The sequence below is a fragment of the Kitasatospora sp. NPDC059462 genome (assembly GCF_042749955.1).
Taxonomy (GTDB): Bacteria; Actinomycetota; Actinomycetes; order Streptomycetales; family Streptomycetaceae; genus Kitasatospora.
Window position 1 is genome coordinate 22770 of the sequence record NZ_JBHYUU010000034.1, and the last position, 13982, is coordinate 36751.

The window sequence follows — 13982 nt, forward strand, 5'->3', positions numbered from 1 at the left end:
CGGTGTCAGATCGCGACGGCCTCGATGGTGTCGGCCGCGGGACCCTTCTTGCCCTTGCCGCCCTCGGCGTCGGCCGACGGGGTGCCGGCCCCGCGCAGCGGCACCTCGCGCATGAAGACCGCGGCGGCGACCGCGATCACCGCGACCGCGGCACCCCACAGGAAGACGGTGTGCATGCCGTTGGCCACCGCGTGGTGGTAGGCGTCCTGGACCGGCGCCGGCAGCGCCTTGAGCGCGGCCGGGCTCAGCTGCGCCGGGTCGCCGCCCTGGGCGGAGCCCGCCCCGGCGGCCGAACCGAGCCGCTCGTTCATGGTCTCGGTGACCCGGTTGTTGAACAGCGCGCCGAACAGCGCCACGCCGAACGAGCCGCCGATGGTGCGGAACAGGGTGGCGGTGGAGCTGGCCACGCCCATGTCCTTGAGCTCGACGCTGTTCTGCGCGACCAGCATGGTGATCTGCATCAGGAAGCCCATGCCGGCACCGAGCACCACCATCCAGCAGGCCGAGACGAAGCCCGAGGTGTCGGTGGAGAGGGTGGAGAGCAGCACCATGCCGGCGGTCATCACGACGGTGCCGATGATCGGGTAGATCCGGTACTTGCCGGTCTTGGTCACGGCCTGGCCGACCACCAGCGAGATCACCAGCATGCCGAACATCATCGGCATCAGCAGCAGGCCGGAGTTGGTCGCCGAGGCACCCTGCACGGTCTGCTGGTAGAGCGGCAGGAACACGGTCGAGCCGAACATCACGAAGCCGACCACGAAGCCGATGATCGAGACCAGGGTGAAGTTGAGGTTCCGGAACAGCGACAGCGGCAGCATCGGCTCCTGGACCCGCTGCTCGACGTAGCAGAAGCCGATCAGGGTGGCCGCGGCCAGCGCGGTCAGGCCGAGGATCTGCTTCGAGCCCCAGTCGTACTCCTGCCCGCCCCAGGTGGTGATCAGGGTGAGCGAGGTGATGCCGGTGGTGAGCAGCACCGCGCCGAGGTAGTCGATCCGGGCCTTGCTGCGGACCTTCGGCAGCTTCAGCGTGACGATCACGACGGCGAGCGCGACGGCACCGAGCGGCAGGTTGATGTAGAAGGTCCAGCGCCAGTTCAGGTGGTCGGTGATGAAACCGCCGACCAGCGGACCGCCGATGGTGGCCAGGGCCATCACCGCGGCGAACATGCCCTGGTACTTGCCGCGGTCGCGCGGCGGCACGAGCGCGCCCATGATCGACATCACGCCGACCATCAGACCGCCGGCGCCCAGGCCCTGGAGGGCGCGGAAGCCGATGAGCTCGTTCATGTCCTGGGAGAGGCCGGAGAGCGCCGAGCCCGCCAGGAAGATCACGATCGAGATGAGGAAGGTGCCCTTGCGGCCGTACATGTCGCCGAGCTTGCCCCAGATCGGGGTGGAGGCGGCGGTGGCCAGGGTGTACGAGGTGACCACCCACGACAGGTGCTCGGCGCCGCCGAGCTCGCCGACGATGGTCGGCATCGCGGTGCCGACGATCAGGCCGTCGAGCATGGCGAGCAGCATGGTGACGACCAGGCCGATCATGACCAGGCGGATCTCTCGGGCCGAGCGGGGCTGCTCCTCCTCGGCCGGTTGCTTCTCGGGGGCGCCGGTGTCGGCCTTTGGCTGTGACATGGGTGGGTGTCTCCCGGACAGGACGTCGGGCGACCGGCGCGGCCTGCGACGGCCTCCTTACTTGTCGCCCGGCTAGTTTGTGGACCGTCGGCACGGTAGGTTGTGCACTAGCCGGTCGTCAAGCCAGTTTTCGGGCAGGCGCCCTGGGCAGGAAGAATGGACGCAGGGGCGGCCGCCGAACGGATGTCCGCCGCTGCGCCGCGGCGGCCGTCGGCCGGTGCGGGGAACCGGATCACGACGCAGTCAGAGGCAGGCGATGGGCACGATGCACGGCCCCCGTAGCGACACCCGGGCGCGCATCGTCGCGGTGGCCCTGGAGCTCTTCTCCGAGCACGGGTACGAGCGCACCTCGCTGCGGGAGATCGCGGACCGCCTCGGCGTCACCAAGGCCGCGCTCTACTACCACTTCAAGACCAAGGAGGACATCGTCCAGGGCATCGTGGCGGCCACCGCCGCCCCGATCCACGAGCTGATCGCCTGGGGGCGCGAGCAGACCTGGACGCCCGAGGTGCGGGACGAGCTGATCCGCCGGTTCGCGGCCGGGATGTCCGAGCGGGCGCTGCTGCTGCGCTTCTTCCAGGAGAACCAGCCCGCCCTGCGCGACCTGCCGGCCGGGCAGGAGTTCCGGGACAGCATGATCGCGCTGGTCCGGCTGATGCACGGTCCGGGGGCGAGCTTCGAGGACCGGCTGCGCGCGGCGATGTCCCTGTTCACCATCAACTCGGCGCTCTTCCTGCTGCAGCAGGACAACCGGCCCGGGGCCGACCCCGCCGTCGCCGGGGTGCCGGTCGCGGAGGCCACCCGCGAGGAGGCGATCGTGGCCGCCCAGCACGTGGCGCTGGAGATCTGCCGGCTGATCGGCAGACCCGCGCCGACGGACTGAACGGCCGCGACCCGGTCCGGACGGGGGATCAGAAGTCGGTGACCCCGCGCGCGGACAGGTAGGCGATCGGGTTGATCACCTTGCCGTACTGGTTGGCGGAGCGAATCTCGAAGTGCAGGTGCGGCCCGGTCGAGTTGCCGGTGTTGCCGGAGCGGCCGATCTGCTGGCCGGCCGCGACGCGCTGGCCCGCCGACACCGAGATCGACGACATGTGGGCGTACTGGGCGTACCGGCCGTCCGCCAGCCGCAGCACGACCTCCTTGCCGTACGCGCCGTCCCAGCCGGCTGACACCACGGTGGCGTTGCCGACCGCGAGCAGCCGGGTGCCCGGGGAGACCGCGAAGTCCACGCCGGTGTGGTAGCCGGCCGCGTAGTGGACGTTGCGCACGCCGTACGGGTTGCTGGTCGGCGCGCCCGGGACCGGGGCGGACCACTGGGGGGCCGGAGCCGGAGCCGGAGCCGGAGCCGGAGCCGGAGCCGGCGCGGGCGCGGGGGCCGGGGCGGGTGCGGGCTCGGGAGCGGGCTCCGGGGCGGGCTCGGGAGCGGCGGGCGCCTCCGGAGCGGCGGGCTCCGGCTGCGGCTCGGCGGCCTGCTCGGTGCGCAGGTTGGCCGCGACCGCCACGTACTCCTGGGCCGAGTCCTGCTCGGACGGCAGGGTGTACGGGCTCGGGCCGGCGACCTGGACCAGCCCCGAGGCGGGCGACGCCCCGTGCGGCGCGGTGAACGCCGAGCTTCCGGGGGTGGTCGGGTCGACCGTCTGCGCCGAGGCGCTGCCCGAGGCGGCGAGGAGCAGGGCGCCGGTCAGCACGGCCGCACCGGCCGCGGCCGCGGTGGTGGAGTGGTTTCGGCCGGTCTGCCGGAGGAAGGAATCGGCGAGCCGGCACAGGGCCGGCCCCAGAGGCGGGACGGAAGGCATGGAGCTCGACCTCTTGTACGTACGGGGACAGCACACTGAGCCCGGTCGGGCGTGCTGAGCGGGGGACCACTCAGGTGTAACCGTCACCGAGCGGAGTCCCAAACCGTGTGACGTACTACGGCGTGTAGTCATCGTCGCGCCGGAATTCGATCCGACGGAGTAACGATCATGCGGTCGGATCGTCCGCTCATGGGCCGGCGGCCGGCGGGCCCCGCCCGGTCGCGCTACTACGCCCGCTCGTACCGGTCCCGCGGGTTGTGAGCAGCACCACCCGAGGGGTGGGTTTGAAGGCGCCCCGCGCGCCCGCCGCGCCCGGACACGAAGAATCCGGCCCGCCCCCGCGGGTGCGGGAGCGGGCCGGATCGGCTCAGCGGTGCCTGGTCAGGGACCGGGCGTCAGAGCTCGGTCGGATCAGTTGTCGACCGGGCGGACGCGGATCCAGGTCTCCAGGTAGTTCGAGGACTCGTTCTCGACCTCGATGCTGGTGCCCGTCTTCGGGACGATGACGCTGCTGTACGGGTTGTCCTTCGACCAGTAGGACTTCAGGTCGGAGAACTCGTCGACGCCCTTGGCCTTCGGGACGACCGTCTCGACGCCGGCGCGGTGCAGGGTCAGACCGTCGACCTTGCGGGAGCCGAAGGTGGAGTCGTAGCCGTTGATGCGCGGGCGCATCAGCGTGCCGTCCTTCCACTTCAGCGGGGTCGGGTGCGAGTCGACCGGCAGGATCAGGCCCTGGCCCGGGTGGTTGGTGACGTTGTTGTCACTCTGCGACTCGTCCCAGTACCAGATCAGCAGACCGGGCTGGTACGGGTAGTGCTCGACCCAGAGCGGCTTGTCCACGAAGCCGAAGTTGTACGGGCCGACCTTGAGGGTGCGGTCGTACGAGACGTACTGGCGGTTCTCCGCGATGTAGTACTGGTTGTAGTCGTTGGTGAACGACCCGGTGGTCCGCGAGAAGCCCTTGGCGGTCCAGCCGTTGTCACCGTTCTCGGCACCGTCGGTGAAGACGGTGGCGCCGTTGGCGGTCACGACCAGGTCGTCCAGCGCCAGGCCCTTGAGGTGCAGGCCGCCGTCGGTGACGTAGCGGAAGCGGACCTTGACGGCCTTGCCGGCGTAGGCGTCCAGCGGGAGGACGAGGTCGCCCCACTTGTCGCCCGAGCTGCCGGTCAGCGAGGCGTTGCCGGAGGGGTCCTTCGGCAGCGCGACGCCGTTGTAGGTGCCGGCGAGGGCGGTCCAGCTGGTGCCGCCGTCGGTGGAGACCTCGGCGTAGCCGTAGTCGAAGTCCTGCTCGATGTCGTACCAGGCCTTGGCCGCCAGCGAGGCGGAGGTCTTGCCGGTCAGGTCGATGTCGCGGGTCAGCGTGACGTTCAGGTCGTCCGCGCTGCCGCTCCACCACTCGTTCGCACCCGCGTAGGGCTTGTTGATGGTGGTGGTGACGGCCTTCTTCGGCAGGTCGACGACCAGCGCCTGCGGGAGCTTGCTGTTGTACTCCGCCGGGCCGATGTGGTGGGTCGACTCGGTGCCGGCCTTGGCCTTGTCGAACTTCAGCCAGCCGAGCTTGAGCTTGCTCCACGCGTCGAGGTCGTTCGGCATGTCGCCGATCGAGTTCTTGCCCTCGCCCAGCCAGGAGCCCGACGACATCAGCGACCAGAAGCCGACCGAGTTGTCGATGCCGCTGCCGGAGGTGTCGTAGAGGTCCGGCAGACCGAGGTCGTGGCCGTACTCGTGGGCGAAGACACCGAGGCCGCCGTTCTCGGGCTGCATGGTGTAGTCGCCGACCCAGACGCCGGTGCCGCCGACGGGGGTGCCGCCGAGCAGGTTGCCGGACGGGCCGGTGCTGCCGGCGCCGGTGCCGTAGACGTACGAGCGGTGGGCCCACAGGGCGTCAGTGCCCTGCTTGCCGCCGCCGGCCGACTGGTCCTCACCGGCGTGCACGATCTGGAAGTGGTCGATGTAACCGTCCGGCTCGTTGAAGTTGCCGTTGTGGTTGAAGTCGTACCGGTCCCACTGGTCGTACTGCGCGATGGTGGCCTTGATCTGCGCGTCCGTCTGGCCCTTGGCCTTCTGGTCGGCGACCCAGGTGTCGATCGCGTCGCGGATCAGGTCCTGCGCGTTGGCGCAGACGTGCTGGCCGCAGTAGTCCGAGCCGTAGCGGGCCTCGTTGTACTTGACCTTCACCCAGTCGGTGACCTGACCGTCCACCGAGTAGCGGCCCGAGGACTGCTTCTCGTAGTAGGTCTTCAGCGAGTCACCGGACTTGTCGAAGTACAGGTCCTGGTAGTGCTGCTGGTTGTAGTCAGCCTGCCAGAGGGTCGAGTTGTTGGTGGCCGCGTCGGGCTTCTCGATCTGGTTGCGCTGCGGACCGGGGGTGCCGCCGTACTTGATCCGGCCGTCCGGCGTCTTCGTGGTGTTGTCGACCTCGTCACCGAACTCCACGAGGATGGTGAAGATCTTGTCCGTGCGCTCACGGGCGAGCTCGACGTACTTGTCCTTGCCCAGCTTGATGCTGGAGCCGCCGCCGTGCTGCTCGATCTTGGCGGTGCCGGCGAGCAGCTGCTCGGTGGCGGCCTTCGACTCGGCCTCGACCTTCTCGGTCAGCGGGCCCGGCAGGTTGTGCTCAGTGCTGGTCTGGACGGCATCGGCCGGGTCCTGCGGCACGGGGGCGGAGCCGGCGGCGATGGCCGTGCTCGGGAGCAGCCCCGCGCCGAGCGCGGCTATGACCGCCGCGGCCGAGGCGACCGCAGCGGCTTTCCTGGTCATCTTCAACGTTGTGACGTCCTCCCCAAACCGGTCCGGCTCTTGGCCTTCCGGTAAACCAATGAAAGACAGGTGGACGTCATTTGATCCAAGCGTGGACGGAAAAGATAGACCTTGACCGTGACATGGCCACAGCGCTATGCTCCGCAACTTCGTATCAACTGACGCACCGTCAACAACATTGTCATTAAAGATGACCACGACTTCGATCGCACCCGCACCGGCCCCCCGTGCGGCCCCCGACCTGCCGCTTCGTGGGCCTGATCACAGCTTCGGCAGCGGTGCGGAAAACGGTTCGGGCCCCCGGCGAGAACGCCGGGGGCCCAAACCGTTTGCTGTTATCTGTTAAATGTTGCTACTTCGTCAGGTCGGGACCCGGCGAGGCGACCGCGGCCGGAGTGTCCGCGACCGCGGACTTCTCCTCGCCCCGGAAGGTGAACTTCGCGTCCTTGCCCTCGCCCTCGACGCCGACGACCACGATGTGGCCGGCCCGCAGCTCGCCGAAGAGGATCTTCTCGGAGAGGTGGTCCTCGATGTCGCGCTGGATGGTGCGGCGCAGCGGACGGGCGCCCAGGATCGGGTCGTAGCCGCGCTTGGCGAGCAGCTTCTTGGCCTCGACGCTGAGCTCCAGGCCCATGTCCTTGTCCTTGAGGCGCTCGTCCACCTTGGCGATCATGAGGTCGACGATCTGGATGATGTCGTCCTCGGACAGCTGGTGGAAGACGACGATGTCGTCGACGCGGTTCAGGAACTCGGGGCGGAAGTGCTGCTTGAGCTCCTCGCCGACCTTCGCCTTCATCCGCTCGTAGCCGGTCTGGGTGTCGCCCTGGGCCGCGAAGCCCAGGTTGAAGCCCTTGGAGATGTCCCGGGTGCCGAGGTTGGTCGTCATGATGATGACGGTGTTCTTGAAGTCGACCACGCGGCCCTGGGAGTCGGTCAGGCGGCCGTCCTCCAGGATCTGCAGCAGCGAGTTGAAGATGTCCGGGTGGGCCTTCTCCACCTCGTCGAAGAGGACGACGGAGAACGGCTTGCGGCGCACCTTCTCGGTCAGCTGGCCGCCCTCCTCGTAGCCCACGTAGCCGGGGGGCGAACCGAAGAGCCGGGAGACGGTGTGCTTCTCCGAGAACTCCGACATGTCGAGGGCGATCAGCGCGTCCTCGTCGCCGAAGAGGAACTCGGCGAGCGTCTTGGACAGCTCGGTCTTACCGACGCCGGACGGGCCGGCGAAGATGAACGAGCCGCCGGGGCGCTTCGGGTCCTTGAGGCCCGCGCGGGTGCGCCGGATGGCCTGGGAGAGCGCCTTGATGGCGTCCTTCTGGCCGATGACGCGCTTGTGCAGCTCGTCCTCCATGCGCAGCAGCCGGGAGGTCTCCTCCTCGGTCAGCTTGAAGACCGGGATGCCGGTGGCGGTGGCCAGGACCTCGGCGATGAGCTCCTCGTCCACCTCCGCGACGACGTCCATGTCGCCGGCCTTCCACTCCTTCTCGCGCTTGGCCTTGGCCTGCAGGAGCTGCTTCTCGTCGTCGCGCAGGGACGCGGCCTTCTCGAAGTCCTGCGCGTCGATCGCGCTCTCCTTCTCGCGGCGCACGTCGGCGATCTTCTCGTCGAACTCGCGCAGGTCCGGCGGCGCGGTCATCCGGCGGATGCGCATCCGGGAGCCGGCCTCGTCGATCAGGTCGATGGCCTTGTCCGGCAGGAAGCGGTCCGAGATGTACCGGTCGGCCAGGGTGGCGGCGGCGACCAGGGCGGCGTCCGTGATGGAGACCCGGTGGTGGGCCTCGTAGCGGTCGCGCAGGCCCTTGAGGATCTCGATGGTGTGCGGCAGCGACGGCTCGGCGACCTGGATCGGCTGGAAGCGGCGCTCCAGCGCGGCGTCCTTCTCCAGGTGCTTGCGGTACTCGTCGAGCGTGGTGGCACCGATGGTCTGCAGCTCACCGCGGGCCAGCATCGGCTTGAGGATCGAGGCGGCGTCGATGGCGCCCTCGGCGGCGCCCGCGCCGACCAGGGTGTGCAGCTCGTCGATGAACAGGATGATGTCGCCGCGGGTGCGGATCTCCTTGAGGACCTTCTTCAGGCGCTCCTCGAAGTCACCGCGGTAGCGGGAGCCGGCCACCAGGGCGCCCAGGTCCAGCGTGTAGAGCTGCTTGTCCTTGAGCGTCTCGGGGACCTCGCCCTTGACGATCGCCTGGGCCAGGCCCTCGACGACGGCGGTCTTGCCGACGCCGGGCTCACCGATCAGCACCGGGTTGTTCTTGGTGCGGCGGGACAGCACCTGCATGACCCGCTCGATCTCCTTCTCGCGCCCGATGACCGGGTCGAGCTTGGCCTCGCGGGCGGCCTGGGTGAGGTTGCGGCCGAACTGGTCGAGGACCAGCGAGGTCGACGGGGTGCCCTCGGCGGGCCCGCCGGCCGTGGCCGACTCCTTGCCGCCGGGGGTCTGGTAGCCGGAGAGCAGCTGGATGACCTGCTGGCGGACCCGGTTGAGGTCGGCGCCCAGCTTCACCAGGACCTGGGCGGCGACGCCCTCGCCCTCGCGGATCAGGCCGAGCAGGATGTGCTCGGTGCCGATGTAGTTGTGGCCGAGCTGCAGGGCCTCCCGGAGCGACAGCTCCAGGACCTTCTTCGCCCGGGGGGTGAAGGGGATGTGACCGGACGGGGCCTGCTGGCCCTGGCCGATGATCTCCTCGACCTGCTGGCGAACGGCCTCAAGAGAAATCCCGAGGCTCTCCAGGGCCTTAGCGGCGACACCCTCACCCTCGTGGATCAGACCCAGGAGGATGTGCTCGGTGCCGATGTAGTTGTGGTTGAGCATCCGGGCTTCTTCCTGAGCCAGGACGACAACCCGCCGCGCGCGGTCGGTGAACCTCTCGAACATCGTTTATCGCTCCTCAGAGCGGTCGGGCAGTTCGGGGTCCGTCCCCGCCCTGTCCTTCCGCATGCTAGTCCCGCTCAGCGGCGCGGCCCACGGATTCGCTCCCTCGAAGGGGAACGAGATGCTGCGCGACCAGCCGACACCAATCCCAACCCGATGCTGGGAGACGGTGTTCCCGCACGCGGGCCGGATGCACCGGATACCGCTACGCCATCGGCGAACAACCTCCGCCGCGACGCTGCCGGTGGGTGTCCGACCGGTCACGCGTCCTGCCCCGGGCGGAGTCACGGACCCCGTCCCTCTGCATTCATACCCGGTATCGGGGCGGTTCTCGCGCAGTTTCCGCGGTGGCGGTGTTCGCCTGGCGAGAAGTCGGCCTGCCGCTGACGGTGGATCAGCCGCGGCCGGCCGGCCGGTGCGCCGTCCCGGTGCTGTCCGCGTCGCCGCTTCGCCCTTACAGCGTTGCACAGGCCGCGACCCTCCCGCCGCCCGGACCGCGGCCGGGCCCGCTGCCCGAAGGGGCAGCCGCGGCTGTGCCGGGCCCCGGCCGGAGGTGTGCCGCGGGGCGCGGAGGGGGCCCCTCCGCGCCCCGCGCGTGCACCTCGGACGCCTCATCCGGCGCCCGGAACCCCGCACCCGTCCGGGCTGCCGGGCGTCGCCCGGTTCAGGACGCGTTGGCCTTCTCGTAGGCCTCGCGCACGTTGCTGGGGACGCGACCGCGGTCGTTGACCTCCAGGCCCTGCTCCTTGGCCCACGCGCGGATCTTGGCGGTGTCCGGGACGCTGCCGGACGGACGCGGCGCGGAGCTGCGGCCGGTGCGGCGGGTGCCGGCGAGGCGGCCGCTCTGCTTGCGCCCCTTCTCCACGTACGGCGCCAGCAGGCCGCGGAGCTTGTCCGCGTTGGCGCTCTTCAGGTCGATCTCGTAGGCAACGCCGTCGAGCGCGAACGTGACCGTCTCGTCCGCCGAGCCGCCGTCGAGATCGTCTTCAAGAATGACCTGCACCCTCTGTGCCACGGGCTTCCCTTTCCGCTAAACGACCCATTGCCTAAGGAAAGGAAAGCGCCTTTCTCCGGAAAACACAAACCCCTGGCCGTCGCGGGGGCGGCTCACAGGTGCAGCAGCATGCGCGAGTTGCCCAGTGTGTTGGGCTTCACCCGCTCCAGGTCGAGGAACTCGGCGACACCTTCATCGTACGAGCGGAGAAGTTCTTCATAGACATCCGTAGCGATCGCCGCCGGGTCTGTCGTACCATCATCGGTTTCCTGGAGCTCCCCGATCTCCACGAAACCGTGTTTCGCGAAGAAGGCGACCTCGAACGTCAAGCAGAAAATCCGACGGACGCCGAGCCAGCGGGCGGTCTGCAGCAGCTTCTCCAGCAGCAGGTGTCCGACCCCGTGCCCGCGGCAGGACCGGTCGACGGCGAGGGTGCGGACCTCGGCGAGGTCCTCCCACATGACGTGCAGCGCGCCGCATGCGACCACGGTCCCGTCGTCGTCGCGTTCCGCGACCCAGAACTCCTGGACCGATTCGAACAGCGTGACGGTGGGCTTGTCGAGCAGAATGCCGTCGCGGGCGTAGGCGTCGATGAGCCCGCGTACGGCCCGTACGTCCGTGGTCCGCGCCCGGCGGATGGTGACCTCCATGGCGGGACGTTATCGTGCCGGCCCCGGGCGGGTCTCCCCGGTATCCGCTCCGCCCTCCGGGGAATCCGGTGCGGCCGGATCGGACGGGGACGGAGCGGCCACCCGCAAGGCGTCCCGCAGTGCCTCCCGTTGCTCGGGTGACATCAGGCCGAAGAAGTGCACCAGGGCCGCCGCGGGATTGTCGCTCGTGGCCCACGCGTCGTTCATCAGGGCCGCCGTGTACGCCTCGCGCGAGGAGACCGGTTCATATCGATAGGCCCGCCCCGCGCGCTCCCGGCGGAGCCAGCCCTTTCTGTGCAGCTTGTCCAGGACGGTCATCACCGTGGTGTACGCGATATCGCGTTCCGACCGCAGATCCAGGAGAACCTCGCGAACCGTGACCGGTCGGTTCCACTGCCACACCCGGGTCATGATGGCGTTCTCAAGTTCGCCGAGTTGCCGGACCATAGTGCGGCCAGGATAGGGAGTGAATGGGGCAAATCTTGTGAAGTGCCGCCAAACCGGCGCGCCGCCACCCCCGGGAATCCGGGAATGGCGGCGCGCGGTGCTCGTGGACGGCCGACGGGGTCAGTCGGCCACGTCCTCCTTGGTCTTCTGGGCCCCGCCCTGGCTGCGGATGATGGCCCGCACCAGGAAGCCGAAACCGATCGCCATGACCAGCGGCGGGACGATCGCGCTGACGTAGTCCATCAGGTCACTCCTCCTCGGTCTTCTCCGCCGTGCCGGCGGACGCCTTGGGCTCCGGCTTCACCAGCGGGAAGAGCACCGTCTCCCGGATGTTCTTGCCGGTGAGCAGCATGATCAGGCGGTCCACCCCGAGACCGAGGCCGCCGGTGGGCGGCATCGCGTACTCCAGGGCCCGCAGGAAGTCCTCGTCGACCTGCATCGCCTCGACGTCGCCGCCGGCCGCGAGCAGGGACTGCGCGGTCAGGCGGGCGCGCTGCTCGACCGGGTCGATCAGCTCGGAGTAGGCGGTGCCGATCTCGGTGCCGAAGATCACCAGGTCCCACTTCTCGGCCACGCCCGGCACCGAGCGGTGCTGGCGGGTCAGCGGGGAGACCTCGGTCGGGTAGTCCTTGATGAAGGTCGGCCGGACGGCGTTCTCCTCCAGCAGGCGCTCGACCATCTCCAGCACGATCTGGCCGTGGCCCCACTCCTTCTCGAAGGGGATGCCGTGCTCGGCGGCCAGCGCGCGCAGCTCCTCGACCGGGGTCTGCGGGGTGACCTCGGTGCCCAGCCGGGCGGAGATGCCCGGGTACACCGAGACCTCCTCCCAGGGCTCGGCCAGGTCGATCTCGTGCTCCACGCCGTGCGGGTCCAGGCCCTTGATCACCGTGGTGCCCAGCGCGTCCCGGGCGGCGTTCACGATGGTCGCCCGGATCAGCTCGGCCTGGGTGTCGTAGTCGCCGTAGGCCTCGTACGACTCCAGCGAGGTGAACTCGGGGTTGTGGGTGGAGTCCGCGCCCTCGTTGCGGAAGTTGCGGTTGATCTCGAAGACCTTCTCCGCGCCGCCGACCACCAGCCGCTTGAGGTACAGCTCGGGGGCGATCCGCATGAAGAGGTCGATGTCGTACGCGTTGATGTGCGTCTTGAACGGCCGCGCGTTGGCACCGCCGTGCACCGGCTGCAGCATCGGGGTCTCGACCTCGATGTAGCCGCGCTCCTCGTAGGTGCGGCGGATCGAGCGGACCACCCTGGAGCGCAGGTGGAGGATCTCGCGGGCCTCGGGGTTGACGATCAGGTCGACGTACCGCTGGCGGACCCGGGCCTCCGGGTCGGTCAGGCCCTTGTGCTTGTCCGGCAGCGGGCGCAGGCACTTGGCGGTGAGCTCCCAGCGGTCCACCATCACCGACAGCTCGCCGCGCCGGGAGGTGATCACCTCGCCCTCGACGCCGACCTGGTCGCCGAGGTCGATGTCGGACTTCCAGGCCGCCAGCCGCTCCTCGCCCAGCTTGTCCAGGGAGAACATCACCTGGAGGTCGCCGGAGCCGTCGCGCAGGGTGGCGAAGCAGAGCTTGCCGCCGGTGCGGGAGAGGATCACCCGGCCGGTGATGCCGGCCCGTTCACCGGTGGCGGTGTCCGGGGCGAGGTCCGGGTGCTTGGCCCGGAGGTCGGCGATGGTGCTGGTCCTGGGGAAGCCGACCGGGTAGGGGTCGACACCGGCGGCCCGGAGCCGGTCCAGCTTCTCGCGCCGGACGCGCATCTGCTCGGGAAGGTCGTCGGTCGCGGGGATAGGGCTCTGATCGCTCACCCCACCAGGGTAGCCAGCCGGGACCGGTGCTCCGCCACGGGATTACCGTGCCGCGCGGTGCGGCGGGGCCGCCGCGCACGGAACCGGGGAGGCCGGGCCGGACGGATCCGGCGCGGCCTCCCCGGGAGGCGCGGGCGGGCGGGCTCAGCCGGTGCCGGTGGCCAGCGCCAGGTCCTCGGGCGCGGGCGGCGCGGCCGGGGCGGCCGGCGGCTTGGGCCGGCGGCCGAACAGCTCGGCGGGGGTGGGCATCCGGTGCGGCCGGGCGGGCGTGCGGTCGTGGGGCGCGCGGGGGTCGGCGGACTGCTCGACGGGGGGCTCGGTGCTGCTCATCGGGATCCGTCCTCCAACAGGGGTGCCAACGGGGATGGGGACAACGGGGATGGGAGAGGTGCTCGGGGGTGCGGCGGGGCTCGGTACGGCGACGAGGTGGCGCTGGCCGGTGGTGAGGGCGAGCCGCTCGCGGACGGCGGCCTCGGCCAGCGCGTGGCAGCGCCCGGCCAGCCGGGAGCGGCGGGAGCGCTCGCCCTGGCCGCAGGGCTGGCGGCTCAGCCCGCGCAGCGCGGTGAGGTCCTCCGGCCCGGGGAGGTAGCCGTCGGTCACCGCCTCCTCCAGCCGTTCCAGGTAGCCGCTGACGCTGCCGGGCAGGGCGGCCCGGTAGCGGGCGAGGTCGGCGAGGAGGAAGGCGCGCAGCCGGCCGCCCTCCTGGACGGCCTCGTCGATCGCCTCGGTCAGGCGCAGCGCGTCCTGGACGTCCTCGGCCCACAGCGCGGCGCCCGCGTCGGCGTGCGACGGCCGGCCGGGGAACTGGAGGTGGACGGGGACGGCGGGGTGCAGGGCTTGGGCGAGGGCGCGGCGCAGCACGCGGACTTCGTCGGCGCTGAAGGCCATGCCGCCGCGCGATCCGTGTGGCGTAGGCATGGGCTGACACTACGTGAGGAATATCCGATTTGTCGGTAGCGTCGCGCCGACGCCCCACGTTTGCCCCGGGAACGTCCTGCGGGCGGGCCGCGGGGGCCCGCCCGCAG

11 protein-coding genes are annotated in these 13982 nt (G+C 70.1%); 1 reads left to right on the forward strand and 10 read right to left on the reverse strand.

All coding sequences use genetic code 11. The annotated features are described in order from the left end of the window. Positions 1 to 5: 5 nt before the first annotated feature. A complete protein-coding gene (locus ACFXAM_RS12290) occupies positions 6 to 1634 on the reverse strand; it encodes an MDR family MFS transporter (RefSeq protein ID WP_380290158.1) in 1629 nt (542 codons plus the stop codon). 265 nt (positions 1635 to 1899) lie between these two features. On the opposite strand from ACFXAM_RS12290, the gene ACFXAM_RS12295 reads away from it, so the two are divergent. Further along, positions 1900 to 2517, forward strand: coding sequence for a TetR/AcrR family transcriptional regulator (locus tag ACFXAM_RS12295; protein ID WP_380290160.1), 618 nt, complete (start codon positions 1900 to 1902; stop codon positions 2515 to 2517). 28 nt (positions 2518 to 2545) lie between these two features. On the opposite strand, the gene ACFXAM_RS12300 is transcribed toward ACFXAM_RS12295, so the two are convergent. The 9 genes from ACFXAM_RS12300 to ACFXAM_RS12340 all read right to left on the reverse strand — a co-directional run bounded on the left by ACFXAM_RS12300 (position 2546) and on the right by ACFXAM_RS12340 (position 13875). Then, positions 2546 to 3433: a M23 family metallopeptidase gene (locus ACFXAM_RS12300; RefSeq protein WP_380290162.1), complete on the reverse strand. Its 888-nt coding sequence runs from the start codon at positions 3431 to 3433 to the stop codon at positions 2546 to 2548. Between the two features lie 411 nt (positions 3434 to 3844). Next, on the reverse strand, positions 3845 to 6193 hold the full coding sequence (locus ACFXAM_RS12305) for an immune inhibitor A domain-containing protein (RefSeq protein ID WP_380290163.1): 2349 nt from the start codon (positions 6191 to 6193) through the stop codon (positions 3845 to 3847). 352 nt (positions 6194 to 6545) lie between these two features. Then, positions 6546 to 9065 (reverse strand): ATP-dependent Clp protease ATP-binding subunit, encoded by a 2520-nt coding sequence (locus tag ACFXAM_RS12310; RefSeq protein ID WP_350564470.1) that lies wholly within the window; start codon positions 9063 to 9065, stop codon positions 6546 to 6548. 661 nt (positions 9066 to 9726) lie between these two features. After that, positions 9727 to 10077, reverse strand: a complete 351-nt coding sequence (locus tag ACFXAM_RS12315; protein WP_380290164.1) for an Lsr2 family protein — start codon at positions 10075 to 10077, stop codon at positions 9727 to 9729. Positions 10078 to 10169: 92 nt separating this feature from the next. After that, positions 10170 to 10706: an amino-acid N-acetyltransferase gene (locus ACFXAM_RS12320; protein ID WP_344339283.1), complete on the reverse strand. Its 537-nt coding sequence runs from the start codon at positions 10704 to 10706 to the stop codon at positions 10170 to 10172. A 9-nt stretch (positions 10707 to 10715) separates the two neighbouring features. Then, a complete protein-coding gene (locus ACFXAM_RS12325) occupies positions 10716 to 11153 on the reverse strand; it encodes a BlaI/MecI/CopY family transcriptional regulator (protein WP_380290166.1) in 438 nt (145 codons plus the stop codon). 120 nt (positions 11154 to 11273) lie between these two features. Further along, positions 11274 to 11396, reverse strand: coding sequence for a hypothetical protein (locus tag ACFXAM_RS12330; protein WP_380290168.1), 123 nt, complete (start codon positions 11394 to 11396; stop codon positions 11274 to 11276). Positions 11397 to 11400: 4 nt separating this feature from the next. Then, the gene (gene lysX / locus ACFXAM_RS12335; RefSeq protein ID WP_380290170.1) at positions 11401 to 12957 is read right to left on the reverse strand and encodes a bifunctional lysylphosphatidylglycerol synthetase/lysine--tRNA ligase LysX; all 1557 of its coding nucleotides are present in this window, start codon (positions 12955 to 12957) and stop codon (positions 11401 to 11403) included. 144 nt (positions 12958 to 13101) lie between these two features. Further along, positions 13102 to 13875: a hypothetical protein gene (locus ACFXAM_RS12340; RefSeq protein WP_380290172.1), complete on the reverse strand. Its 774-nt coding sequence runs from the start codon at positions 13873 to 13875 to the stop codon at positions 13102 to 13104. Positions 13876 to 13982 lie beyond the last annotated feature (107 nt).